The organism is Moorena sp. SIO3I8, from assembly GCF_010692325.1.
In the GTDB taxonomy this organism is placed as follows: Bacteria; Cyanobacteriota; Cyanobacteriia; order Cyanobacteriales; family Coleofasciculaceae; genus Moorena.
This window is the reverse complement of the sequence record NZ_JAAHHW010000057.1, coordinates 14,691-40,820: the sequence shown is the minus strand read 5'-3', so window position 1 is coordinate 40,820 and position 26,130 is coordinate 14,691. Positions and strand designations below refer to the sequence as shown.

The window sequence follows — 26,130 nt, the reverse complement described above, 5'->3', positions numbered from 1 at the left end:
TAGTCGGAATTTTGGCCAAATTTATCTAACCCTCCTCGAAGGCCGAATCACGAATTGTTAGTCATTGGAGTTGCTTCCTCCCAACTAATTTGTCAGATTTTAATGACTAAATTGGCGGATTTTTCGGAAAATTTTAGTTTATTTCCCTATCCCCCTATCCCCCTATCCCCCTATCTCCTTTTCTCGTTAACTTATTAAACTTTGAAACAGCCCTGCCCTTAGTAAGGGAAGAGGAACCCACCCCTAACCCCTCCCAGGAGGGGAAGAGGGAAGAGGAACCCACCCCTAACCCCTCCCAGGAGGGGAAGAGGGAAGAGGGGAAAAAATCCTGTGTACCTGATAGTTATGCAAACCGCCGTATGTAAAGATTTATTACGAAACTAAGAATTTCTGCGTAAAGTCAAAAGATTATCTTGGGGAATAAATAGGGAGCATCCCACTGCTGTGTGAGCGTGATTATACCGCCCACATATAGCAGAAGTCCGCAAGTCCGCAAGTCCGCAAGTCCGCAAGTCAAACTCTTGCGCTTACTTAGGTTTGAGACTTTTGTCATGTTATAACTGCCCTGGCGACTGCTATAAAAAGATATATTTGCCAAAATGGGATACTACTAATCACTAGTATTCAAGTTATCTTTATAAGTGCTTTTTGCAGAACATGTTTTCCCGCAATCTCGCCTTGATCATCGGTATCAATAACTACACCAACGGCATTTCTCCCCTGAACACTGCCGTAAACGATGCCAAAAAACTAGTGGAAATTCTCCGCAAAAAGCATGATTACGAAGTCTGGGAATGCCTAGACAAAGTGGCAACTCTGTCTAACTTTAACAAATTTTTATCCCATACCTTACCCGAACTTGTCACTGAAAATGACCGCTTATTATTTTACTTTGCTGGTCATGGAGTCGCTCTCAATGGGGATGATGGCCCGGCTGGTTACTTAATTCCTCAAGATGCCAAACTGGGGGATACTAATAGTTATCTGCCCATGACGAAGTTACACGATGCTTTAAGTCAATTACCCTGTCGTCATTTCTTGGGTATCCTCGACTGCTGTTTTGCTGGTGCTTTCCGTTGGTCGAGTACTAGGGATTTACTCACATCGCCAGAAGTAATTCACCAAGAGCGTTATGAGCGTTTTATTACTGACCCAGCCTGGCAAATCATTACTTCCTCAGCCTCGGATCAAAAGGCTTTAGATAACTTTAATTTAGATAGCGAACGCGGTCAATTCGGTAATCATTCCCCTTTTGCGGCGGCATTATTAGAAGCTCTCGAAGGTGCAGCAGATATCTATCCTCCTGCTACGAATGGCAAACCGGCTGGAGATGGGGTAATTACAGCCACCGAATTATATTTACATTTACGGGATAGAGTCGAAATTCCCACAGAAAAATGCCGGATACGACAAACGCCCGGTATTTGGTGTTTAAACAAACACGATAAAGGCGAGTATATCTTTCTTTCTCCCGGACATGAACTTAATTTACCACCAGCACCACCTTTGGATCAATCACAAAATCCCTATCGCGGTTTAAAGTCCTTTGAAGAGAAACACAGTTCACTGTTTTTCGGTAGAACATTACTAGTAGAAAAGTTAGAAGATTTTGTCAAAGCTAATCCCCTGACAGTGGTGTTGGGTGCTTCTGGTTCGGGTAAGTCTAGCTTGGTCAAGGCAGGATTAATTCCCAAACTACGGCAAGATAATACCGAGAAATGGTGTATTTTGCCAGCCATCCGTCCTGGTGAGACTCCCTTGCAAGGGTTAAATAATGTGCTATGTAATGCTAAGTTACCTAATGTTGAGCCACAAAACCCACAGCATAACTTGGCAATGAGCATTGATGTTTGGGCGAAAAATAACCCCAACTCTAAGTTATTACTGTTTATTGACCAAAGCGAAGAAATTATTACACTCTGTCAAAACTATGATCAGCGTAAAGAGTTTTTCCAACAGATACTCACAGCCATAAATGCCCATGGGGATAAATTACGGGTAATATTAACCCTACGGTCTGACTTTGAACCCCAAATCACAGATGTGGGCTTAAAGTTGGCACCGGAAGTACTAAATCAATTGGAAACTACGGTACTGATAAATCTTTGGCAAAGTGGACGATTTATTGTACCGGCCATGACACGAGGGGAACTCAACGAAGCAATCGAGAAACCGGCTCAAGCACGGGTGATGTATTTTCAGCCCCACGAATTAGTAGAAAAATTAATTGATGAAGTGGCGGATATGCCCGGAGCATTGCCCTTGCTGTCTTTTGCCTTGAGTGAATTATTCCTCAAGTATTTAAGGCGGCAACGGGAGGCACAATACAGGGGTATTACTATTGATCGGGCCTTGACTCAAGCCGATTATCAAGAATTGGGGGGAGTAATGCGATCGCTAACTCAAAGGGCAGATAAAGAGTATCATTTGCTAGTTCAAGAAAATCCCGCTTATGAGCAAGTAATCCGTCATGTGATGCTGCGGATGGTGGCACTAGGTGGGGGTGAATTAGCCCGTAGGCGCGTACCTTTATCAGAATTGGAATATCCACCAGCGAAAAATGATTTAGTTAAGGAAGTAATTGAGAATTTTACCACAGCACGGTTATTAGTAGAAGGACAAGATGCTGAGGGGAATCCCTATGTCGAACCTGCCCATGATGCTTTGGTAAGGGGTTGGCAAAGGTTGCTGGAGTGGAAACATTTAGATGAGGAAAATTTACTTCTACAACGGCGGTTGACGACCGCAGCGGTGGAGTGGCAAAGTGTTAAAAGCAAAAAACAATCATCCGGACAGTTTCTGTGGAATGCCAATCCTTATCTCGATGTATTGAATAAAGCACTCAATTGTGAGGACAACTGGTTAAACCAGGTAGAAGTTGATTTCGTGCGGCGCAGTGTTAGAAAAAAACGCAGTAACACAATTGTGGGTTGGAGCATCGCTGGCTCAGTTCTGGGGGCAATGATTTTCTATGCTGCCGTTTGGATGCAATGGAGAAACTATGAAATTACTCAAGCCAATTCTCTCGCTCGCTCTTCTTTGTCTCTGTTTGCTAAATATAAAGACATGGAGGCTTTGGTGGAGGTGATTAAGGCAGGAAAAATCCTACAAAAACACAAGGCATCGGACCAAAAGGTGATTAGTGCCCTGCACAAAGTTCTTGATGAAGCCAGCAAAGGCAACCGCTTGCAGGGGCATACTAACAGAGTCACGAGATTCAGTTTCAGCCGGGATAGCCAGACCTTGGCTTCTGGTAGTCGTGACAAGACCATCAAACTCTGGAATCTAGAGACAGGCAAGGTAATCCGAACCCTCATCGGGCATGATGACTCGGTCAGGAGCGTCAGATTCAGCCGGGATGGCCAGACTTTGGCTTCTGGCAGTGATGACAAGACCATCAAACTCTGGAATCTAGAGACGGGCAAGGTAATCCGCACCCTGATCGGGCATAATTCCCATGTCGAGAGTGTCAGTTTCAGCCCCGATGGCCAGACCTTAGCTTCTGGTAGTGAGGACAAGACCATCAAACTCTGGAATCTAGAGACAGGCAAGGTAATCCGAACCCTCATCGGGCATGATGACTCGGTCAGGAGGGTCAGTTTCAGCCGGGATGGCCAGACCTTGGCTTCTGGCAGTGATGACAACACCATCAAACTCTGGAATCTAGAGACAGGCAAGGTAATCCGCACCCTGATCGGGCATGATGACTCGGTCAGGAGCGTCAGTTTCAGCCGGGATGGCCAGACCTTGGCTTCTGGCAGTGATGACAACACCATCAAACTCTGGAATCTAGAGACAGGCAAGGTAATCCGCACCCTGATCGGGCATGATGACTCGGTCAGGAGGGTCAGTTTCAGCCGGGATGGCCAGACCTTGGCTTCTGGCAGTGATGACAAGACCATCAAACTCTGGAATCTAGAGACGGGCAAGGTAATCCGCACCCTGATCGGGCATGATGACTTGGTCTTTAGCGTCAGTTTCAGCCCCGATGGCCAGACCTTGGCTTCTGGCAGTGATGACAACACCATCAAACACTGGAATGTAGAGACGAGAAGGAAAATCCTCACCCTCCAGACCCTCCAGACCCTCATCGGGCATACTAACAGAGTCACGAGATTCAGTTTCAGCCGGGATAGCCAGACCTTGGCTTCTGGCAGTGATGACAACACCATCAAACTCTGGAATCTAGAGACAGGAACCGAAATCCACACCCTGATCGGCCATGATGGCGCTGTCAATAGCGTTAGTTTCAGCCGGGATGGCCAGACCTTGGCTTCTGGCAGTGATGACAACACCATCAAACTCTGGAATCTAGAGACAGGCAAGGTAATCCGCACCCTGATCGGCCATGATGGCGCTGTCAATAGCGTTAGTTTCAGCCGGGATGGCCAGACCTTGGCTTCTGGCAGTGATGACAACACCATCAAACACTGGAATCTAGAGACAGGAACCGAAATCCACACCCTGATCGGCCATGATGGCGCTGTCAATAGCGTTAGTTTCAGCCGGGATGGCCAGATCTTGGCTTCTGGCAGTACTGACAAGACCATCAAACTCTGGAATCTAGAGACAGGCAAGGTAATCCGCACCCTGATCGGGCATACTAACATTGTCAATAGCGTTAGTTTCAGCCGGGATGGCCAGATCTTGGCTTCTGGCAGTACTGACAACACCATCAAACACTGGAATCTAGAGACAGGAACCGAAATCCACACCCTCATCGAGCATGATGGCGCTGTCAATAGCGTCAGTTTCAGCCGGGATGGCCAGACCTTGGCTTCTGGCAGTCTTGACAACACGATCAAACTCTTCAGGATCAAACTCTTCGGGAATCTAGACTTAAACTTAGACTCTTTAATGGCGAAGACTTGCGATTGGGTGCGCCATTATTTGGAGAATAATCCTAATGTCAGCGAGAGCGATAGGCAATTGTGCGACCATGTAAAGAAGTAGTTGCAAAAGATAAAAGTTTTTAACGCCGTAGCAGCTATTCGTCAAGTCCCTTGACCGTAGGTCACGCTACGCGAACGCGACCATTTAAAATTAAAGGTAAAGAATTAAAAATTCTTTACCTTCACTTCCTTAATCAGTAATCTTGATCTCAGCCCATCCACTTGTGGTGCAGAGCATGATCACCAGCGGCGACAAAAACATCAAGGCGGTCAGGTCCCCAAGATGCTGCTGCTACCCCAGCAATGCTGTAACCACCTAGGTTTTTCCAATTTTTCCAGGCAGAACCATCCCAGGAACGGCAATAGACCTTGCCCATGGATCCAATCACGAAACAATCGAGCTGGTTGACTCCCCTGGACACAGCGGCTACACCATACTGACAGTAGCCTCCCAGTTTTTCCCATGGACTCCAAATCGAACCATTCCAGGTCTTGTAGTATAGAGCGCGATCGCGACCAATGGTAAAGATAGCGATATGGTTTGGACCCCAAGACACTGCTGCGGGTGCAGAAATAGAGTAGCCTCCTAAGTTTTCCCAGCCCCGCCAAGCCGAGCCATCCCACCACTTGTGGTAGACGGCGTGGTCAGTACCAATCACAAAAGTGTCAAGCCGGTTAGGTCCCCAGGAAGCAGCCGCTGGAGCATACAAGCAGTAGCCCTCTAGATTTTCCCAACCGCGCCAAGCCGAGCCATCCCACCACTTGCGGTACAGGGCATTATTGCTACCAACCACAAAGGTGTCAATGCGGTTATTTCCCCAAGAAACCGCTGCGGGTGCAGAAATAATGTAACCCCCTAAGTTTTCCCAGCCACGCCAAGCCGAGCCATCCCACCACTTGTGATACATAGCGTGGTCAGTACCAATCACAAAGGTGTCAATCCGATTAGGTCCCCAGGAAGCAGCCGCTGGACTATATAGGCCATAGCCGCCTAGATTTTCCCAGTCACTCCAGGTATCTTCACTGGGGCGAGGGGTGGGGGGAGTTTTGATTTTGTCAAAGGCTACCTTGGGCTGAATAATGCCAGCACCGGAATGCTGATCCCATCCCTGAGAACCAATAGTTTTAGCAGTACTCTCCAGGAGTTTCTTAACCTCCTCCTGAGTTAGGCTCGGCTTGGCTTGCTTGAGCAAGGCTACTACTCCAGCAGCAATGGGTGTGGCAGCCGAGGTACCGTTATCACAGGGGAAGTAACCCCGGAAGTGGGTGATGGAACAGAAGTCTGGCTTTTGGGGGGACAAAGCCGCTGGTCCTTGGCTGCTATAGCCGACAAACTGTTCATTCTTGTTAACTGCGCCCACTGTCATCACTAGGGGATGACCATTCGCGCCCCAGATACTTTTACCAGGACCGAAATCTGAGGCACAACGACCATCAGGACAGGTTCCACCACAGTTACCAGCGGCAAACAGAACTAGAATCCCTTCATTGATCGCTTCCACAACTTTGCGGGTGAAGGGATGGTTAGGATTTCTGGCATAAGTCTTATCCCACTGTTCCTGGTAAATTCCCCAGCTATTGGTGAGAATGTGGGGTGTGCCGTCAATTTTATGCTGCTTGATTGCCCAATTGAAGGCAGCCAGGCCGTTAGAGATGGCATTCCCTACTAGTGGAAAGTCATAGAGTTTGGCTTCTGGAGCCATACCCAACACATCTGTAGCGCACATATTGCCATGTTCGCCCCAGCTGCGAGCTTGAGTCCCCCATGCCACCGTGCGGTGGTAGCCGCCAATAACATTGGGAATCCGCTTGGAGGGTTCTCCGGGACGCACAGGACGACCAGCTGCTGTAATCCCGCCATCAACGACACCAACAACAATACCTTGACCTTTATAACCAGCAGCATGAATTTGATCAACGCCAAGATACTTGGCTACGTCCGCCATAGTTCCCTTAGCCGCCCCAGGGTTACAGTCACAAGAACCAATCGGACAGCTACCAAACCCTGCCATTGGTTCTACCATCGGATACTCTTGCTGTAGGGTGGTAGTGTTGAAGGGTTCGATCGGGGTGTCTGGCCAGACTTTGATGACATTAGGTTGGGCTTCGAGGGCAGCAATTTGGTTTTGAGCAACTTTGCCCTTGACAACAATTACCTCTTCATTAGAGGCTTGGAGCTGCATGGCCAGTTCCGGTGTCTCAGGATCCATCGATACTGGCTCGTAGTCATAATCGATTTGGAAGCTAGGAACCCTGAAACTTCCTGCCATGTATAAAAACACGTTAGCCCCTTGATCCTTAGGAGCTCGCATTTCTACCAGCACGTTCTCCATTTCACTATCTGGGGCAGATGAACTCATGGGCACTGCTGTGGGTATATTGCCTTGACTGGATACAGCATTCATGTCAAAGGATGACATCTGGTCATCAGCCATTTCCCCTAAGGACATGCCATTGGTAGTTGCTCCACCATTGGTCATACCTGGAACCATGGGTTCTTGGTTTTCTGTGTTTTCCATTCTGCTAATTTCTGATTATGTTTTATAATTGGCTCGATAGAGAGGAGTCTGTGTTGACTTTTGTTTCAGAATCAGGTTGATGTGAGTGTTTCTGAGCAATACAGTCAACTACCCATTGACCCTGAAGAATTCCAGATTTTTTTCCAAAGTTTTTGTAAAGGTGATATACTTCCGTTATAGCTCAGTTGCATTGCTTCAGTAGCTGCTGTGAAGAGCAATGGCTTAGTCAAGACACCTGGATCTTGTCCGATGGCTAAGCAGAGCACATCTAGATGGTAGGGTGGGGTAGTTCAGGATTTTGTAGTAAAATATAGGATATAAGGCTTAGGGCTACCAAATTTAACTTAAAATTAATTTAAACAGGGGCATTCAAGGTCAAGGAAAAACTTGAGAACAGGGAAGTTGAGAACAGAAAGTATTCCCCGTTTACCCTTTCCCGTTGCTTCCGATCACACGATAGCCTTGTCCTGGCTTAAGTGAATAACTGCCTGAGCTATAAATAAATTTAAAGGGATTCCTTTTCGTTAAACTCATCAACTCATGTCATGCAACAAGAAGCGGCAGCTGCTAAACCAATTCGTTCACTAGAAGATGCAATCGACAAGTGTCAGACCCTGGGTATGCGTCTGAGTCGTCAACGTCGCTTTATTCTAGAACTGTTATGGGAAGCTAAAGACCATCTGTCAGCGCGAGACATTTATGACCGATTGAATCAACAAGGTAAAGTTATTGGTCATACTTCTGTTTACCAGAATTTAGATGCCCTATCCAGTCAAGGTATTATTGAATGTATTGAGCGCTCGGATGGACGGTTGTACGGCAATATCAGCGATACTCATAGCCATGTCAATTGCCTGGATACAAACCAGATTCTTGATGTTTATGTAGAACTACCGGAAGACTTGCTCAAGCAAATTGAGGCACAAACTGGTGTAAAGATTACGGAATATCGGATTGATTTTTATGGTTACCGTCAGGAGGGATCACCTAACTCCCCGTCGGGTGGTTTGAGGGAGTAGGGAGTAGGGAGTAGGGAGTAGGGAGTAGGGAGTAGGGAGTAGGGAGTAGGGAGTAGGGAGTAAGAGTTGCAAAAACTGATTGTAACTCAGTGATAAAAATGTCATTTTAAGTTACCCAAACAACGCCCTTTTTTTAGGGTTTGGTCATAACGCAACTAATTAATCAAAGAATCAATCAAAGTATGACGTTTGAATGGGTAAATTAAAAATTGAAGTAAATCCACAGTTGTTAATAACAACTAGCCAGATGGTGGAGTATTTTGTTCAGCACTGATTTACTAACTCGCTGACCTACTGACCCATTGAGCTACGGACTCACTCAGTATTATGGATATTTACCAATCTACCATTCGTCCAATTTTATTTTCTGGGTTGAAGACAGATCCAGAATGGTTACACAATCGAACTCTAGCGCTATTGAGCTGGCTGTCATCGAATCAGGAATCTACTCTAGGTCACTGGGTTAAGGGTCAATTACAGCAAAGGTTTTGCTTAAATGATGGTCGCCTCGAACAAACCCTCTGGGGAGTAAACTTCCCCAACCCTATGGGTTTAGCAGCAGGATTTGATAAAGATGGTGTGGCTGCTGGAATTTGGGGAAGCTTAGGGTTTGGCTTTGCTGAACTGGGTACTGTAACCTTTCACGGTCAACCGGGAAATCCTCGTCCTCGTTTATTTCGCTTGGTAGAAGACAAAGCTGCTCTGAATCGGATGGGATTTAATAATCTTGGGGCTATAGCAATGGCTGCTCGATTAGAACAGTTGAAGGTTAACAGGTTACAAGTAGAACAGTTGAAGGTTAACAGGTTACAGGTTGGGATTAATCTAGGTAAATCTAAAGTAACACCCCTAGCAGAGGCAGCAGATGACTATCGGTCGAGTTTTGGCCTGTTGAGGGAATTGGGGGATTACTTTGTGGTTAATGTGAGTTCACCAAATACACCAGGATTGCGATCGCTTCAGGATGCCAGTCAACTTAGTCTGATCTTAGATGCTCTGCAACAGGAAAACGTTTCCCAAAAGCCGATTCTGGTCAAGATTGCCCCGGATTTAGAGTGGAATGCGATCGCAGATGTCCTTGAGCTTGCCCAAAGCTATGGGTTAGCTGGGATTATTGCCACTAACACTACCATCCGTCGGGATCTGCTTAAAACACAACGGATTGCGGCAACGGGCAAACCGGTAACGGAAGAAGCTGGAGGGATTAGTGGAGCACCGTTGCGTCAACGTTCTACAGAGGTAATTCGGTTTATCTGGCAGGAAACTCAAGGAACCTTACCGATTATAGGGGTTGGAGGCATTTTTACGGCGGAGGATGCTTGGGAGAAGATTACCGCAGGTGCTAGTCTAATTCAGGTGTACACGGGTTGGATTTATAACGGTCCATGGATGGTAAGGCAGATTCTGCAAGGGCTGTTGCAGAAGTTGGAGGAAAGAGGCATGAGTTCAATTTCTGAGGCAGTGGGTTCTGGGTCTGGTTGAAGGTTGAAGGTTGAAGGTTGAAGGTTGAAGGTTGAAGGTTGAAGGTTGAAGGTTGAAGGTTGAAGGTTGAAGGTTGAACGCGATCGCTTGGCCAAAAGGCCAAGGTTGTCTGTCAGAATGCAGAATGTAGAATGCAGAATGTAGAATGTTGTTCGCCTTTGGCGTTCGAGAAGGGTAGGTGGTTTGATTGAGTGTTAACCTTCAGGATTAGATGAGCAATTCTGAGCGCAGGATAGTAACTGCTTGTCCACTCAGAAAAACGCGATCGCTACCGGTATAGTTAACCTTTACTACACCACCCCGAGAGGAGGCTTGGTAGGCTAAGAACTGATCTTTACTATTGCGATTGCGCCAGAAGGGAGCGAGACAACAATGGGCAGAACCTGTAACTGGGTCTTCATCAATTCCCAATCTGGGGGCAAAGAATCGGGAAACAAAGTCGTATTCTGAATCACTGTCAGCCCAACTAGTCACAATTACCGCAGACAGAGGTAAGGTTTTCATCAGTTGGAAATTGGGCTGCATCTGCTTGACCAACTCTTCCGACTCTACCTCGACCAAAAGCCAATGGGAATTTTTCCCAACCCACTTGATCGGTACACCCAAGGCTTGGCTGAGTGCTTCTGGAGTACTGATAACTTCTGAGGGATTCACCGGGAAATCTAGTTGAATCCACTCACCCTGGCGCTGAGCCATCAGCAATCCACTCTTGGTGTAGAACCGAATCATTTGATCAGGGGACAGATGTCCCTCTGACCAAAGAACATGAGCACTAGCTAGGGTGGCGTGACCGCATAAGGGGACTTCCACTGTTGGTGTAAACCAACGCAAATTGAAACCATCCTCTTGCTTGACTAGAAATGCGGTTTCAGATAAATTCATCTCTCGCGCTACGTTTTGCATCCAACTGTCATCTTGAGCAGTTGGTAAAACACAGATAGCAGCAGGATTTCCTGTAAAGGGTTTACTGGTGAAAGCGTCTACTTGAATAATGGTTTGTCCCATAATCAGGCAAAAGGTTAAATCAAGTCTGGTTAATGAGTTTTAAAATGGTTGATTGTGTTAATTGTTAATTGTTAATTTTAACTTTATCATTCATAATTAATAATGAACTAACAATTAACATCCAAGGAATGTTCCGAAGATGTTATCTAAAATTGAGCCTATCTCCCGCTGGAGAATAGAACTGTAAACGTCCAACACCTAAATATAAACCGTAGGGGTTCTCTCCAGGGGGGAAAGCTGTAACACCAAACAGATAGACGCCTCCCCATCGTGGATTGCGAACAGGACGAAGCCCAACCGTAATGGTTTTTCCTGGGTTTACTGGTGGATCGAAGGTAACTGAAATTGTTTTGGTTGAGTCGTCTTTTGTGACCCTTCCCAGAGATAACGGCTGACCCCGGTCTTGGTAGGTTCCTTCAAATGCTGAGGATTTCTCGGGATAGAATTGAATCTTATATCCTCCTTGACGCTGATTAATAGTTAATCTTTGGAGTGGTTCACCAATATCCCCTGGTAAGTCCACGGTGAAATAGTATGTTGCTCCTCGCACATCAGCTTGATTAAACGTAGTTACTGCATCCAACAACCTAGGAGATTTCTCAAATGAAACTCTCCCATCCGCTAACTCAACGGCTTGGGTTGAGGGAGTATCCAAAATTACTAAGGATAAGACTAAGGCTATAGTAATTTTGATAAAGTTTACCGAAAACAGAAGCGGCGCACGCAAGCTCAATCTCTTTAGAGCTAGGATCAAGGGTGACGTAGCGGTATATGACGCCGTTTTTTGTTTGACTTCACCATCTAACATGTTGACACTACTGATGATTCTTGTTATTTGATAATTCTAATGTGAAAGGTTAGTAGGCAAACCATAATTGATCCGGTACAACTATGGCATCTGTCTGTAGTGAGGAAAATCCCGAAGGGAGCAAAGGTGGGGAATAATGGGACCATCGACAATGGCAAAATGGCACAATAATTTATTTCAAGTCAAACTGTTTAAAGTATTTATGATCTCTCCATCTCCCTAATCTTCCGATCTCCTCCTGGAATACATGCTATGTCTGTTTTGTCAAGCCCTCAATTCTATGCACCTAGGCTCAATCCCCTATTAACCCGCATCTGTCAAAGCTTTTCTGATCTAGTCGCCGATAATTTTTATCAACTGAAGTTAGTGGTTGAGTCTACGGACCTAGAGAAACTGGCTCGCTTGGAAGAGGAACGGGTGGTTTATCTCCCCAATCATCCTACCCTTGATGATGGGATGGTTCTGTTTCTGTTATCAACTCGGTTAGGGCAACTCTTTCACTATGTTGTGGCTTACGAGAGTTTCCGGGGATGGATGAAAAAATTTCTGCCGCTGATAGGAGCCTACTCGATTCGAAGGGGTTTAGGCGATCGCACCAGCATTGCCCAAACCCTAAAGTTACTGAAGCAACCAAGTTGTGATTTGGTGATTTTCCCCGAAGGGGGCTGCTCTTATCAAAATGATACGGTTATGCCTTTCCGAACGGGAGCTATTCAACTGCCTCTACAGGCAATGAACCAAATGGTGAAACAGGGTGAACCTGTTCCTAATCTCTATTTAGTACCGGTAAGTCTGAAGTACCAGTACACTGATTCCATGAAGCCGGTGATTGATCAGACCCTGTCCCGTCTAGAGAAGGCGTTCAAAATTAATGCGATCGCACCAAACTTCTATGGGCGTTTACGGGGTGTTGCTGAGCAAGTAATTCTTCGCTTGGAGACTGAATACGACCTTAATCTAGACCAAACCACTCAGATCGATTGGAACCAACGGATTAACCAGCTCAAAACTCATCTGTTGATTGAGTGTGAACAGAAGCTAGAGATAACACCGGCAACCATGACACCAATCCGAGAACGAGTGTATAAAATTCAGTCAGTCTTAAAATCCCGTGCTCAAGAGTTAGACCAGTTTGATGAAACCACTTATGAATCAATTTACCAAGCTACTCTCCGCCTGCTTAACTTTGATGCAATTTACGATGGTTATGTTGCGGCCTCTCCTACACCAGAGCGTTTTTTAGATACCCTAACTCGACTAGAGCGGGAAGTGTTTAAGTTTGATCGACCTTTGCCGAAAGGACACCGGAAAGCGAAGCTCCGTATTGGAGATCCCATAAACCTCAAAGAGCATTTTCAGTCCTACAGACAAAACCGAGCAGGAACAGTGGAGATGTTGACCCAACAACTACAACAGACAGTTCAAGAAAATTTATCGTAAGCTATCAGCTATCAGCTATCAGCTATCAGCTACAGGCCAATTCCTGAATGCTTAGATGGGCAAATCCCCAGACTTTAAATCCTGTAAAATCTCGAACTATTAAATTCTCCCGTGTGGGCATTGGCGCACGCTACGCGAACGATGTTTATTTTAAGGATTAGGCTGACGGCTGTTGGCGTAGCCTGCGCTTCGCGCATATGCTGACGGCTGTTGGCGTAGCCTGCGCTTCGCGCATATGCTTACAGTATTACTCAACTGGATTTGAGATTAGTCCTGACGATTAATTTAAAATTTGTTTGCAAAAATACTTTTTTTTGCAAAAATACTTCACACTTTTTGCAAAAACAATTGGTTAAGCTAAGAGCAGGATAGAAAGTAGAGGAAATTTTATGAACGCTGTTTTTGGCGTGGATTCACAGCAGAGCCGCTGGCGAACCATTGCCATGTTTGCTTTAGGGTTTTGGCTCAGTAGCAGTTTGGTTATAGACTTTGTGATCATGCCATGCATGTCTACAGCTGGCATGATGAGTCAGGCTAGTTTTGCTACAGCTGGCTATTCAATTTTCTGGACATTTAATCGTGTTGAGCTTTTGTGTGGCGCTTTAATATTAGCCAGCCTATTAGTCCTGCGTGGTAATTCTAATCTTTATCATTACGTCAGACGCTGGTCTATTTTATTATCCCTGCTCATGGTAGGGATCGCAATCATTTATACCTACATCATGACACCCCAGATGAGCGCCATGGCTCTACAACTGAATCTTCTAGAGCCAGTGAGTGGCATGCCAGCAGGAATGGTGCAAATGCATGAAGGCTACTGGCTGCTAGAAGCAATCAAGTTGATGGCAGGGACTACACTACTTAACTGGTGCTATAAAGACTATCGTAGATTGGTCTGTTCGTAACTTGCTCCCACACTCCCCCTAACCCTCAGGGCTGTTTCTTGCGTCCAACTAACAATCTGATTTGTGGGGAGGTGGGGAGATAGGGAGATAGGGGGAATTTTTATAAATAAGGTATTTTTCACCTTAAAAATACCCTCTCCCCATCACCCCAGCTCCCTTTCACCCGATTGACCTGAAAATTTATTCCTGAAAATCTCTGAGGGGGGGTGGATTAATCCTCCACCGTTCCTTCTGAAGGCCACAATAGCCGTAATGCCATCAAAGCAAAGCCAATGGCTGCGATCGCTTTAAGTAGACGAGTAGGCAATAGATGAGCCACCCCTCCCCCAGCTACTACACCCAGAAAGCTAGCAAGTATCAGTGCCGCTATAGTTCCCAAAAACACAGTACGGGGGGAATTGAGACTACCACTGAGTGCGATCGCTGCAAATTGGCTTTTGTCTCCAATTTCAGCTAAAAATACCGTTAGGAAACTTAGTCCTAGTAATTGCCAATCCATCGTCTAATCACTCATTCATAACTAATTCAGTTTGATTGCGTCCCACAGAAGCATAACTGATATCAACAGTAAAAGTGTTCCGGCAGCCGTATCCATCATCTCAGGGGAGAAGCGCTTAGCCAGCCAATGACCAATAAGTACACCTAGCAAACTAGTAGATATCAGTGCTGCGGCAGCACCAACAAACACAATCCATGGAGACTGGGATTCGGCAGTGATGAGTAGTGTTGCCAATTGGGTCTTGTCGCCCATCTCGGCTAGAAAGATGGTTAGGAAGGTTGAACTGAAGATTCCCCATACAGCCATTTGGTTTGCTTTTACTGGCTGACTCTGGTCAGATTGAGTCACTGGAAAACTGCTCAAGATATAGGTACTCTATACAATTTACCAAAATTTGCATAACTTTACATAAATTCTGACGCTGTGATCACTCTCCAAATGTAAATTCTTAAAACAAGTTGAGATTTTTCTCCCCGAAAATTCTTATGATTGCTTTGATTGCTGATCAATTTATTGAATATGGGAGAAACTGCATTGATTAACTCAATTTTCTTAGCTGCTGTGGAAACCTCTGTTCCGGTGACCCCAGAGTGGAGTCCCACAGTGGGGATAGTAATGATTTTGTGTAATCTGTTTGCGATTACTGTTGGTCGCTTCGCCATCAAAAACCCCGGTCAAGGCCCAGCTTTACCCGGTGCCTCTGGACTGTTTGCCAATTTTGGCATCCCTGAACTGTTGGCAACTACTAGCCTGGGTCACATCCTAGGCGCTGGTGTCATCTTAGGTCTAGCCACTAGTGGTGTTTTGTAAGGTCTGAAAAAGAACTTGGCTCCAGGGGAAGAGAGGGGAGAGGGGGCAGTGGGAGAAGCCCTAATTAGTCGAAAATCATTTTTGAGTTTTGATATCGTATTTGCTTCCCCTTCCCGATTCCCCTAGCAATTCTGGTTGAACTCGCTGCAAAAATAACACGACTGCCGCTGAAAACGACCCCTCGATCACCATCAGGGGGATATGGGCAACCATTAGCCCGTAAATTGCTGTCCGTTCTGTTGCCACATTAATAGTAGCAGGAATATTGGTAATGACTAGGACGAAGAATATTAGCGTCGCCACTCCCAAGCCAGCAGCACCTGCCAAGAAGCTGAAGATAGCAGTAACAATTCGATTGCCTTTACCAAACACCCGCCGCAATTGGAACAGGTGATACGCCAAGATTGCTGATATTCCCATCATGGCTGCATTTATCCCGAGGGTGGAGAGTCCACCATGCTGGAACATAACTGCTTGAAAGAACAAACCAATCAGAATGGCAGGAATGGCATAATAACCTAAAATTGCCCCTAACAAGCCATTAAGAACGAAATGGACACTCGCTGGTGGGATGGGGAGGTGGATTGAGGATGCCACAAAAAAGGCAGCGGTCAGTAAGGACGCTCTGGGAATTGCCTCCTGGGGGTTTTGATGTTGATCAATTCGACGTAGGGCATACCAAGTGAGTCCACCAGTAGCTGCATAACCAGCAAGACAGACAGAAGCAGGGAGAATACCATCAGGAATGTGCATTAGTTTTCCTCCCTAAGAAAAAGAGTGCTGTACCCACAAATCCCCAGACACCAGCAGCTGCCATGAGCATTCTCTGAACAGGGGTGTAAGTAGGACTGGTTGATGAGCTCATTAGGTAGTTACCCGCTGCTGATGACTGACCCGCTACAGCAGAATTCTCTTCACCAAGAGTAAGAGTAATCATGCCACCGTGACCAGCTTGGCGCACCTGAATTGTCCAATTTCCCTGCTGAGCGTAATCGGGAGCAAAGATAAACCTGCCGTTGGTGTCACTAGTCCCTGTCTGCCAAGGAGTGGTAGGATTATTGGGAGCATAAATGGTTACTTGGGCATTAGACATCGGTTTACCAGTGTCGTATTTAGCATTAATCTCAATGGCCTGGATAGTTTTAGATTCAAGCTTAGTGCCGTGAGCCTCAGCATTAACTGACCAACTCAAGACAGAAACCAGGCTCAGTAGCATCAAACCTTTCCACTTCATCCTTAATTCTTGACTGTTGAGTGTTGACTGGATTTAATTGACATATTTTTTACTTTCCGGAAAAGTCGTCAATCTCTGTGACCCTCTCCCACTCTTCCACTCTCCCACTCTTCAAGAGTCATGCAAATTAGATGGGTCAGAGCTGATCAGGTTTGATTTTTATAGCACTACCTCTCGATTTTTCCTTGTCTTGATAAGGACTCTAGGTGATAAGACTCCGGGGTTTGGAGTAAGGGTGTTGGGTACGTCATGACCTGGAAATTGGAGTAGATTTACAGTGACCTTCACCCACATGACCTAGGTTAGGAAGAATCTCTTGAGTAAGCTGCTGATAGGTTCCAGCTGGGAGTCCTGATTTAAGCTGAGCCATTGTCACCTCTAGTTTGCCGTTCTTAGCGAGTGCAGCTAATGGCTCAAATCCGATCGCACCAGTGTTGAGGGGGTCATTAGCCGTCACATCACTATCGCCAAAAATGTGATCGAAGTGGAAGGTAGCTTCTATGTCCGCTTCCCCATCCTTGGCTAGAATCCCTTTGCGCTGATCACCGACAAATTCACCACAGCGGTATTCAATCTCTTGGTCAAGTTTGATCACAAAATCAATGGTTTGTCCCTGCTTACTGGCTTTACCACCCATCACTAGGGTTTGACCCATTGCTGGACCAGTGTTGGCTTTGACTATTTTCCAGGAAAGAGCATTGTAATGACCAGTTGGTGCATCAGCTATCTCAGCAATCAGAATTGGCTCGGCATCCTCTCCCCCTTCCGCTAAATCGATGGTTTTGGGATTGGGGAGGATAATTTTCTCTTCGACTGAGATTTCCTTTACTTTATCGGGGTTATAGGGAGGGTTAGCTTGGTAAGCGGTCACGTCCGCTAGGTTGATGTAAACCCGATCGAAAGATATTTGCCAACTGTCTTTGGAAATAAAGCCCTGTCGGACAAAGTCTTCACCGTTAGCCCGAAATTGCAGCTTGCCATTCCCTGCTGTAGGCTTAGTCTCGCTCTTTGGTTTACCATCACTACAGCCTGAGAGGCAAATTACAGCTATAACCATTAGATTTACCCATATTTGCACCTTTGTGATCATGATTATGCGATCGCTTCTACCTTCGCTTCTACCTTAATTAGTATACAAAACTTAATAAAACTCAGTTTTGGGGTAATTTACAATCCCCCTCTCCCCCATCTGCCCACTGCCCACTGCCCCATCTGCGCACACTTTCCTCTCTCCCCACACTTCCCACACTTCCCACACTTCCCACACTCCCCCCTCTCGACCCACACCCCCGTGGCCGGGATACATCACTATTTTCAGTAATTTAGCTGATGGTTTTAAAACAAATGGCTGAGGTTTATTAAAAAAAAATAAGGTGCGCTTTCCGTAGGCGAATTAAATTCGCCACGGGTCGCACCTAAGTAGGTGGGCTTAATTAAACCTTAAAAAGTTGATCATTTTTACTATCTACATTTCCAGATATTGTCCACTGTTGAAGCTGATAACCTACTTGGCAACTTCGTTTTTTTATACCTTCTTTAACGGCTAAAGCTAGATCCTATTCATCCTCAAACATTCGACCAGAGATTTGAGGAATTTTAAGTTGATGCCACTCCCCATCTATTAGATTAAGTTCTGGACTATAAGTTGGCGAAAAAAAAAATACAATCCCATTTCTAACCAGTCTTTTTATTTAGCTCTTATCTGATGACTTTTATGACTTGAGGATCAAGGGGTGACAACAAGGTTACAAAGCACTCTGGATAACGGATATAGCGTTAAGTCCTCGCTGAAAATTGAGCCGTTTGTGAGGTTGGATATGCATCAGAATAAAAGCTAAATCTGACCAGTTATTGAGAGATTGAACCGAATCTGGAGCGTACAATCCAATCCAAAAATAACTATGTCGAGCCGTTGAACGTTCCGGTTCAGTAGGACGACAAATATACTCACTAACTTCGATATTTTGTAAATATTTTACCTGTAAAGTTGCCTGGGTATAAGCGATAGAAATGAGCAAAACAATAGCAAGTAAACGTCGCTCATTAACTTTCGTATTTTCGAGAGGTGCGCTTCCAATAAACTGCTAAATTAAAATTCCCAAGCTGATGGGCTTTTGTGCAAGAAATGTTTTTATAAAACCGAGACATTCCTGGTTTAATTCCTAAGTTTTTCAGCGCTCGATAAACGGTGTCATCATCTTGAATACAAGTGCCCTTAATAGGGACGCAAAGCAAAGTCTACTTTCCTCTGGTCTAGCCACTTAGCCAGTTTGATACTGTGAAATTCTCTGTCTCCTAATAGAATGACTGGATAAGGGCGCATAAGAATGAAGGATGAATCAGTAGACCCGTTGCAAAAATAGTGTCTTGATGCCGCCCCTCCCGATGAGCGACTACATCAAGACAATCAGCAAAAATGTCAGTCGGCCTTGCTTAAGGATGGTATGATTTTGCCCCCCTAGCCTCCCAAGGCAAGGCTGGACAAAGACCCAATCACAATTCAAGCCAAACACAACAACACTAGAAGCCCATTAACTAAATAAAATACCGCCACTATCTGGGTCTCTGACCAGCCAGAAAGTTCCAGATGATTGTGGAACGGTGACATTTTTAATAAACGCTTACCCACCCCATTGGCATCTTTGGTGGCTTTATAGTAACTAACTTGAGCAATCACTGAAACTGCTTCTACGAAGAAAATACCACTAATTATAAATAAACTCCAGAGGTTCCCAGTCAAAAGTCCTACCGCTGCAAGTGCTCCTCCTAGGGCTAGAGAACCGGTATCCCCCATGAAGACTTTGGCGGGATTGCGGTTGTGGGCAATAAAACCGAGGCAACTGCCACTCATACAAGCACAGAAGACCATTAAACCAGGGGAGGTCGGAGCAATCAGGGCAGCCAGTCCTAAAAATGCGATCGCACAGGTTCCTGCTGCCAGTCCATCCACTCCATCGGTAAGATTAGTAGCATTACTTTCTGCTAATAGCACAAATATACCCACCGGCCAAAACAACAATCCCAAGGGTAAGACGATCCCCAAGGGTAGGGTGATGTTAGTGATACTGGCTGGCTGGGTTTGTGCTAACCATAGACAAAACAGTAAACTGACCACAATTTGTAAGGCCAGTTTCATTCTCGGGGACATCCCTTTATTAGAGCGACGTTGGACTACTTGCCAATCGTCCACCCAGCCGATGAACAGATAGCCAAGGGTGGCTAGGGATACCGCTAGGACCCGGATAAAATCCTGCTGTTGGAGGAATAATCCTGACCACACCAGGGCAATCACCACCGCTACCGGCACAAAAAATATGCCACCCATGGTGGGGGTACCCGCTTTGTGTAAATGGGATTGGGGACCCTCTTGACGAATAATCTGACCCATTTTGAGTGCTTGTAGAAAGGGGACTGCTCGATATCCAATGCCAGTAGTGATCAGAGCACAGATCAACAGGGGTATAGTGATGGAGTTACCTGCGATCAGGGACCGAGCTGCTGTCCCATCCAGAATTAATGCACCCAGAGTTAAGCCGATTGATAGAATATATAGGAGTTTAGTTCCCGTTAAGTTGAACAACTGCCCAGACAATCGTTTAGAATCTACCACAAGCCTCTTATTCCTTTTTTTTAACACTCCTCACAAAGATACAATTCCCTGTATCTTTGCTTATATCCGTATAATTTACGGTTACGAGTCAAATCCTAACATCAAAGGTCTGCGATCGCTCACGGTAGGACTGATTTTTTACAATTTACGAGATTATCAAGGCATGACCGGATGACAGGATGACCGGATCACTACCAAGGTCTAGGGAGTTATCAGCTATCAGCTATCAGCATATGCCCTACGGGAATGGCTGACGGCTGATCCCTGACCGCTGTTCCCCCAGGGCATATGCTTACCAACAGCTGAGTTAACCATGGCGCAACTGCACTCATAGGACTTACGCAAATCCCTCAATTTAACGCTACCTGTAGGGTGGGCAAGGTTTTGCCCACCCTACCCATGGATTCTGTGCGTAAGTCCTGACTCAGACTTCCCTCTTCCCTGCTCCCTGCTCCGAACGCGCCCCGCGTGGCCGACGGCCTCAGTCCCTGCTCCGAACGCGCCCCGCGTGGCCGACGGCCTCAGTCCCTGCTCCGAACGCGCCCCGCGTGGCCGACGGCCTCAGTCCCTAAAAACCCAGAACGAAAGTACCTAACAGCAATTGCAAACCGCTGTATTTTTGAATAGCGACTTGCTAAATACTAGTTAAAATACGCTGAAGTTTCTCTAGGAGCTTATCAGTAGAATGAAGACGTCTATAACCATGAAAATCCGGTTGCACTTCTTGGTTATAGTTATCCAGTTTACTACAGAGCAGACCTATAGTATAAATACATTGCAGCACATCCCCTTCATTGATAGTTAAACCCAATTTAAATTTGCTCACTCTCTCTGCCATACAAAACTTGCTGCTCACAATCACAGGTTTTTCAAAAACTGCTGCTTTAGTCAGGATATTACTACTGTGCGGGAAGTTATTATAGGCAGCAAATAAGATATGGCAAGTACTAACTAAAGCGTTGAATTTTGCTTCATCAGGAATACGCTGAAAATAAAAAAAGCAGTTAGGTAATTTTAGGTTAAGAAGAGTCTGGAGTCTTGCTTGCTCCTGGAAAGTGTAGCTCTGCTTGGATAACTGACCAGCGAAGACAAAAACATAGTCTTGTTTCACCATCTGCTGAGCAACTTCTAAAAGTGTCAGAACTCCTTTGCGCTGGGATTGTATGCCTAGTAATGCAATGATTTTTTTGCCTTCAGCTTTGGCTTGAATTTGTTTCACGATTGACCAATTCAAGTCTGGGGCTGACTCGTCGGTAAAATCGGGAAAAGTAATTACCGTTTTGCAGTTGATTTTGCTTTGTAATTGCTTAGCAATCCCTTCGTCAAGAACAGCAATAGCTGGGCAATGAGAGGACTTTAAGGCAGCATGAGGTTTTAGAGGACCTCTATTGATAGACCAAAACGTTTGTTTAAGCCTCAAATGACGAGGTTTAACATAGAGACCAGACCAAGGGTAAGGAAAAATCTTGTCTACTATATGGTGTAGCAGGTAGGGTGCTAAACAACTATCAAGCCAGGGAAAAAATACTAGATCGGGTACTTTACCAATTTTTGATGAAGCATACTGAATGCTAGCTTTGGCGTAGTACCAACGTTTTAATGCATTCAGGGCTGTGCGAATTCCATTGATACCAAATGAGCTAGGCTCTGGTCTTTGAAATTGAAAAACCTGGAATTGCTCTTGATAGTTAGGGCAGTTAAAGGCAACCCATTCAGTTAATTCTAATGGTTTTGGGCAGAAGGCTATTACTTGATGACCAAGCTCAAGTAACGTTTTGGTGAAAACCTTGAGGTATGTTGGACGATATCCATTCCAATTTTCCTCAATGAGAGCAATGGTTTTCAAGGTGATAACCTCTTAAAATAATTATATCTGGCTAGTATCTATCAATACATACTAACTAAAGAGATATCAGGGCTCATAATTTTACTTTTCCAGAGTTATTAATATACTCTATCTAATACTAATTTCAATAAATATTGCTGATATTTAATCAGCCATCACATGGAATTGATATACCAAAGGGAACTTCGGATCAGGGAACAGCGGATCTGGGATTAGGGAGTAGCGATGCAGAGGTGCGACCCGAACGCGCCCCGCGTCGGCTTTGCCGAAAGGTGCGACCCAAGGGCGATTTACTCGCCCTAGGAGGCGCGCACCTTGAGGTGGGATCCAAGGGCGATTTACTCGCCCATTGGAAAGCCCACCTATAGCGAATTTAATTACGGGTCAAACGCACCATTACGGTCTTGGGGAGCCAGTTGCTCATGGGGGTCTCCCCCATGAGCAACTGGCGTGGTTTCCCCCATGAGCGACTGCATCAAGACGGGAGTAGGGAAATTCGGATCAAAAATTATCACAATTCCTACACGGATTGCTATATATAGCGTTTGTATTTGAGATGTAAACCTGTATGATCTTTTTTTATTTGACAATAAAACTGAAAATCTTGAACCCCTCTTGCCTGTTGCCTCTTGGCCTTTGGGAGTATGTTCAAAACCGATGATACAAAAGCGCTTAGTGCTGTTGACGGATGCGATCGCATTCTAATCTTGTAACACCTGATGATATAAGTCCATATATCGCTGGGCTTGCAGTTCAAGGTTGTTGATTGCTGCTCTTAACTCCTGCTGGTGTTCCAACCTACCAGCTGCATAATTTTCATAGAAAAGCTTGGAAGTGAGTAGGAATGCTTACCTGTTTAATTCAAAAGCCAGCTGTTCCCGTAGCGTGGGCGTAGCGCTTAAGCTGAATACTTACCTTAAACCTGTGCTTTGATCAAGAGCTCACATATTTCTCGAACCGCTCCTTGACCACCTGCTAATCTGGTAACATACACAGCAGTGTCTTGGTTTTCTGGTATCCCATCAGCAACAGTTAAGGGACATCCTACAGCTTTCAGAACGGCTAAATCAATGATATCATCACCAACATAGGCGACTTGGGAAAGAGATAAACTTAACTGTTCACAGAGTTGTTTGAGGACAGCTAACTTATCTTCAATGGCAAAAAAACTGTACTTGATTCCTAGCTTTTGGACTCGATGTCGGGTTGCTCTAGAACTGCTATTGGTAATAACAGCTACCTCAATTTTAGTCTGTTGGAGTACCTTGATTCCCATGCCATCTTTGACATTAAATTTTCTGAGTTCTTCACCGCTTTCTGTGTAGTAAAGTCCGCCATCGGTCATGACTCCATCTACATCTAGGGCTAGCAGTTTCACCTGGGATAAACGTGCTTGTAATTCAGTCTCAGGGATGTTATTCATAGCAAATTTATCCGCCAATTTTACCCAATTGTAGCGTCCAAAGCTGCACGAACATTCAGAATTCCCTTGAGGACATTTTCCAGTTCCGCCAATGGTACCATATTCGGACCATCACTAAGGGCGATGTCAGGATTTTCATGAATTTCCATGAACAGAGCATCAATGCCAACGGCAGCCGCAGCTCTGGCCAAATAGGGAACAAAGTGCCGCTGTCCACCAGATTTATCTCCCTTTCCTCCTGGCATCTGGACGCTATGAGTGGCATCAAAAACTACAGGATAACCTAACTCGCGCATCTGAGGGAGGGAGCGAAAGTCTACCACTAGGGTATTGTAACCAAAACTAGTACCCCGCTCTGTTAGTAAAATATTCTTGGCTCCCCCAGCTTCCAGTTTGGTGACCACATGCTTCATATCCCAAGGGGCAAGAAACTGACCTTTTTTGACGTTAATTGCCCTACCTGTGGCAGCCGCAGCGATTAGCAAGTCAGTTTGGCGGCACAGAAACGCTGGGATTTGCAGGACATCGACTACTTCAGCAACCGTTGCAGCTTGGTGACTTTCGTGGATATCGGTAAGCACTGGCACACCCACCTTCTGTTTAACCTTTTGGAGAATGTCTAGACCTGTGTCTAGGGTTTGTCCCCGAAAAGAGTTGATGGAAGTGCGATTGGCTTTGTCAAAGGAAGACTTGAAGATGAAAGGAATATTTAAGCGATCGCATACTTTATGGATCTCCTCTGCCATTTTTAAGGTAAAGTCTTCCGATTCAATCACACACGGACCACCAATCAGGGTGAGTGGATAGCGATCGCCAATCGAGAGGGTATCAGTGATTTGGGTATGATTCATGAGTTTTCCTGACTGTTGGTTTCTCAACACAGAAGCTTGGCTACTGGTTTTGGATTGAGAGAATATATATAATCCTAAAAGAATTGTGCTGATTTTTGTGTAAGCATTCAGCTATCAGCTATTGGGAATTAAACGAAATTTAAGCCCAAATATACCCCAAACCCTCTTTGTGAGCGGCAAATACATCCCTATTTTTGGTCAGCCATATGTGCAAAGCACACGCTACGCGAACGAAGAAACGAAAAGACATAGCTGTACGAAAAGCTTTATTAGCTTCAGTATCGCTTCCTCTACCTTTTCTTCTTGTCCCAAAGCGGCTGCGATATCTTGTAACAACTCAGGGTAATCGCATCTTAATTTTGTATAAAATGTACTTGACAAATACTTAGGTGTGTTATGAAAATCCTGATATTCCTTGAGGCTACCTCCCAGAAGCCCAAGCAGTTAACCTGAGGATCAACAAAAGTTTCTATTTCCCCATCGTTGGTCATGTCAAAAGGCAATGGCCGCACTTGTGCTGACACCTCAGCAACAACAACAGGCATTGATTCTTAGAAAGAGTGTTCTTAAACACTTTCAACACCTACAGGATCCCCGTGTGGAAAGAACCCAGCATCACAGTTTGCTAGGGATAGTCACCATTGCCATTTTGGCCATCCTCTCTGGAGCCGATGGGTTTGTCGCCATTGAGACCTACGGCAAAGCCAAGCTTGGGTGGCTAGAGACCTTTTTGGACTTACCCTATGGGATTCCCTCCCATGATACCTTTGGTCGGGTGTTGGGTCGGCTCGAACCCCAAGAGCTAGAAACCAGTTTCCTGAGTTGGGTCAGCAGCATCACCGAGAAATTAGGTGTGAGCCTGATTCATATCGATGGCAAGAGGGTAAAAGGTTCTTATGACCGAGAAAGCCAACTTAAAGCTCTGCACAGTGTCAGTGCCTGGAGCAGCGAACATGGGCGCTTTGCTGGCTCAGCAAAAGGTCGAGAGCAAGTCCAATGAAATCAAGGCAGTACCTCAGAGGCTGTTGTTGCTTAACCTTAAGGGAGCTGTGGTGACCCTCGATGCGATGGGAACCCAAATCTCCATCCCTGGGCAAATCAAGAAGGCCGAAGGAGACTATGTTTTGGCTCTCAAAGGCAACCAAGGTCAGCTCAGCCAGTCAGTAAAGGATTGGTTTAAGCAAGCTCAAGCTCAGAACTGGCAGGGGATTGAGTTCACTCACCATCACAGTATCGGGCATTGGGCATCACCGCAGGGATACTCGTCAGGTTTGGGCGGTGCCAGTGAGTCAATTACCGCGCCCTGCATCGGCAACGCCAGTGGGTGGGCTTAACCACCGTAGTGATGGTTAAGACTACGCGAGAGTTATGGAACAAAACTACCAAGGAAGTTCGCTTTTACATTAGTAGTCTGGAAGCGGATGCTCAGCGCCATAACCAGGTCATTCGCTCCCATTGGACTATTGAAAATAGTCTGCATTGGGTGCTCGATGTCACCTTCAACGAAGATGCGAGTCGGATTCGTCAGGGTTATGCTGCCCAAAACCTGGGGCTGTTGCGCCGTTTAAGTGTCAATTTACGTGGATCGCGAACCGTCCCGACTCAGTCTGAAGATGAAGCGTTACAAGGCCGGGATGGACAATGACTTTGTAATCAAAATTCTGGCAGCCAGTGCGGCTGAGTGAGGGGTTGGCTCAGGTCAAGGCAAGTTTGAGGACAAGTTTGATCAGGTCATGGACTTCCTCATATAGCTCAAGCCACAGATCCAAAGCACTTTGCGGGACTTG

Annotated in this window: 23 protein-coding genes and 1 pseudogene; 7 read left to right on the top strand and 17 right to left on the bottom strand. The window is 45.6% G+C overall.

The window, feature by feature from the left end; translation table 11 throughout:
* The first annotated feature begins 657 nt into the window (after positions 1-657).
* Positions 658-4,953, top strand: coding sequence for a caspase family protein (locus F6K51_RS20890; RefSeq protein WP_293023682.1), 4,296 nt, complete (start codon positions 658-660; stop codon positions 4,951-4,953).
* Positions 4,954-5,101: 148 nt separating this feature from the next.
* Here F6K51_RS20890 and F6K51_RS20885 read toward each other — a convergent pair whose 3' ends face one another.
* On the bottom strand, positions 5,102-7,411 hold the full coding sequence (locus F6K51_RS20885; protein ID WP_293023679.1) for a S8 family serine peptidase: 2,310 nt from the start codon (positions 7,409-7,411) through the stop codon (positions 5,102-5,104).
* Positions 7,412-7,956: 545 nt separating this feature from the next.
* On the opposite strand from F6K51_RS20885, the gene F6K51_RS20880 reads away from it, so the two are divergent.
* The gene (locus F6K51_RS20880) at positions 7,957-8,430 is read left to right on the top strand and encodes a Fur family transcriptional regulator (RefSeq protein ID WP_075905509.1); all 474 of its coding nucleotides are present in this window, start codon (positions 7,957-7,959) and stop codon (positions 8,428-8,430) included.
* Here the strand turns inward: F6K51_RS20880 and F6K51_RS20875 are convergent.
* A complete protein-coding gene (locus tag F6K51_RS20875; protein WP_158069877.1) occupies positions 8,395-8,535 on the bottom strand; it encodes a hypothetical protein in 141 nt (46 codons plus the stop codon). The two genes, F6K51_RS20880 and F6K51_RS20875, sit on opposite strands and share 36 nt — an antisense overlap.
* A gap of 222 nt (positions 8,536-8,757) precedes the next feature.
* Between F6K51_RS20875 and F6K51_RS20870 the strand changes: the two genes are divergently transcribed.
* On the top strand, positions 8,758-9,912 hold the full coding sequence (locus F6K51_RS20870; protein ID WP_293023674.1) for a quinone-dependent dihydroorotate dehydrogenase: 1,155 nt from the start codon (positions 8,758-8,760) through the stop codon (positions 9,910-9,912).
* Between the two features lie 207 nt (positions 9,913-10,119).
* Here F6K51_RS20870 and F6K51_RS20865 read toward each other — a convergent pair whose 3' ends face one another.
* Positions 10,120-10,917: a PhzF family phenazine biosynthesis protein gene (locus F6K51_RS20865; protein ID WP_293023671.1), complete on the bottom strand. Its 798-nt coding sequence runs from the start codon at positions 10,915-10,917 to the stop codon at positions 10,120-10,122.
* A gap of 142 nt (positions 10,918-11,059) precedes the next feature.
* Positions 11,060-11,644: a DUF2808 domain-containing protein gene (locus tag F6K51_RS20860; protein ID WP_293023668.1), complete on the bottom strand. Its 585-nt coding sequence runs from the start codon at positions 11,642-11,644 to the stop codon at positions 11,060-11,062.
* A 333-nt stretch (positions 11,645-11,977) separates the two neighbouring features.
* Between F6K51_RS20860 and F6K51_RS20855 the strand changes: the two genes are divergently transcribed.
* Both F6K51_RS20855 and F6K51_RS20850 read left to right on the top strand, forming a co-directional pair.
* Positions 11,978-13,165 (top strand): 1-acyl-sn-glycerol-3-phosphate acyltransferase, encoded by a 1,188-nt coding sequence (locus tag F6K51_RS20855; RefSeq protein WP_293023665.1) that lies wholly within the window; start codon positions 11,978-11,980, stop codon positions 13,163-13,165.
* A 389-nt stretch (positions 13,166-13,554) separates the two neighbouring features.
* Positions 13,555-14,070 carry a DUF4149 domain-containing protein gene (locus F6K51_RS20850; protein WP_293023662.1) on the top strand — a complete coding sequence of 172 codons (516 nt, stop codon included), beginning with the start codon at positions 13,555-13,557 and terminating at the stop codon, positions 14,068-14,070.
* 211 nt (positions 14,071-14,281) lie between these two features.
* Here the strand turns inward: F6K51_RS20850 and F6K51_RS20845 are convergent, their stop codons facing one another.
* The gene (locus tag F6K51_RS20845; RefSeq protein ID WP_070396367.1) at positions 14,282-14,569 is read right to left on the bottom strand and encodes a TMEM165/GDT1 family protein; all 288 of its coding nucleotides are present in this window, start codon (positions 14,567-14,569) and stop codon (positions 14,282-14,284) included.
* Positions 14,570-14,590: 21 nt separating this feature from the next.
* Positions 14,591-14,875, bottom strand: a complete 285-nt coding sequence (locus F6K51_RS20840) for a TMEM165/GDT1 family protein (RefSeq protein ID WP_365940021.1) — start codon at positions 14,873-14,875, stop codon at positions 14,591-14,593.
* 213 nt (positions 14,876-15,088) lie between these two features.
* Between F6K51_RS20840 and psaK the strand changes: the two genes are divergently transcribed.
* Entirely contained in the window at positions 15,089-15,379 is a 291-nt protein-coding gene (gene psaK, locus F6K51_RS20835; RefSeq protein ID WP_293023653.1) for a photosystem I reaction center subunit PsaK, read from the top strand.
* Between the two features lie 75 nt (positions 15,380-15,454).
* Here the strand turns inward: psaK and cbiM are convergent, their stop codons facing one another.
* The 11 genes from cbiM to kdsA form a co-directional block, all read right to left on the bottom strand.
* Positions 15,455-16,132, bottom strand: a complete 678-nt coding sequence (gene cbiM / locus F6K51_RS20830) for a cobalt transporter CbiM (RefSeq protein ID WP_075905497.1) — start codon at positions 16,130-16,132, stop codon at positions 15,455-15,457.
* Positions 16,119-16,613 carry a carboxypeptidase-like regulatory domain-containing protein gene (locus F6K51_RS20825; protein ID WP_075905495.1) on the bottom strand — a complete coding sequence of 165 codons (495 nt, stop codon included), beginning with the start codon at positions 16,611-16,613 and terminating at the stop codon, positions 16,119-16,121. Before F6K51_RS20825 ends, cbiM begins: the two co-directional genes overlap by 14 nt.
* Before the next feature lie 247 nt (positions 16,614-16,860).
* The gene (locus tag F6K51_RS20820; protein ID WP_293023648.1) at positions 16,861-17,670 is read right to left on the bottom strand and encodes a DUF4382 domain-containing protein; all 810 of its coding nucleotides are present in this window, start codon (positions 17,668-17,670) and stop codon (positions 16,861-16,863) included.
* 84 nt (positions 17,671-17,754) lie between these two features.
* Complete coding sequence (locus F6K51_RS20815) at positions 17,755-17,919, bottom strand: hypothetical protein (protein ID WP_293023646.1); 165 nt, start codon at positions 17,917-17,919, stop codon at positions 17,755-17,757.
* A gap of 250 nt (positions 17,920-18,169) precedes the next feature.
* Positions 18,170-18,280 carry a transposase gene (locus tag F6K51_RS38515; protein WP_365940023.1) on the bottom strand — a complete coding sequence of 37 codons (111 nt, stop codon included), beginning with the start codon at positions 18,278-18,280 and terminating at the stop codon, positions 18,170-18,172.
* A gap of 78 nt (positions 18,281-18,358) precedes the next feature.
* A complete protein-coding gene (locus F6K51_RS20810; protein ID WP_293023644.1) occupies positions 18,359-18,631 on the bottom strand; it encodes a hypothetical protein in 273 nt (90 codons plus the stop codon).
* A gap of 482 nt (positions 18,632-19,113) precedes the next feature.
* Positions 19,114-20,223 carry a phospho-N-acetylmuramoyl-pentapeptide-transferase gene (mraY, locus tag F6K51_RS20805; protein ID WP_293023642.1) on the bottom strand — a complete coding sequence of 370 codons (1,110 nt, stop codon included), beginning with the start codon at positions 20,221-20,223 and terminating at the stop codon, positions 19,114-19,116.
* Positions 20,224-20,857: 634 nt separating this feature from the next.
* A complete protein-coding gene (locus F6K51_RS20800; RefSeq protein ID WP_293023641.1) occupies positions 20,858-22,069 on the bottom strand; it encodes a glycosyltransferase in 1,212 nt (403 codons plus the stop codon).
* 377 nt (positions 22,070-22,446) lie between these two features.
* The gene (locus F6K51_RS20795; RefSeq protein ID WP_293023638.1) at positions 22,447-22,584 is read right to left on the bottom strand and encodes a hypothetical protein; all 138 of its coding nucleotides are present in this window, start codon (positions 22,582-22,584) and stop codon (positions 22,447-22,449) included.
* 401 nt (positions 22,585-22,985) lie between these two features.
* On the bottom strand, positions 22,986-23,492 hold the full coding sequence (locus F6K51_RS20790; protein ID WP_293023635.1) for an HAD-IIIA family hydrolase: 507 nt from the start codon (positions 23,490-23,492) through the stop codon (positions 22,986-22,988).
* Positions 23,493-23,512: 20 nt separating this feature from the next.
* Entirely contained in the window at positions 23,513-24,343 is an 831-nt protein-coding gene (gene kdsA, locus F6K51_RS20785) for a 3-deoxy-8-phosphooctulonate synthase (protein WP_293023632.1), read from the bottom strand.
* Positions 24,344-24,845: 502 nt separating this feature from the next.
* Between kdsA and F6K51_RS20780 the strand changes: the two are divergent.
* A pseudogene (locus F6K51_RS20780) lies at positions 24,846-26,028 on the top strand (ISAs1 family transposase).
* Positions 26,029-26,130: the final 102 nt, after the last annotated feature.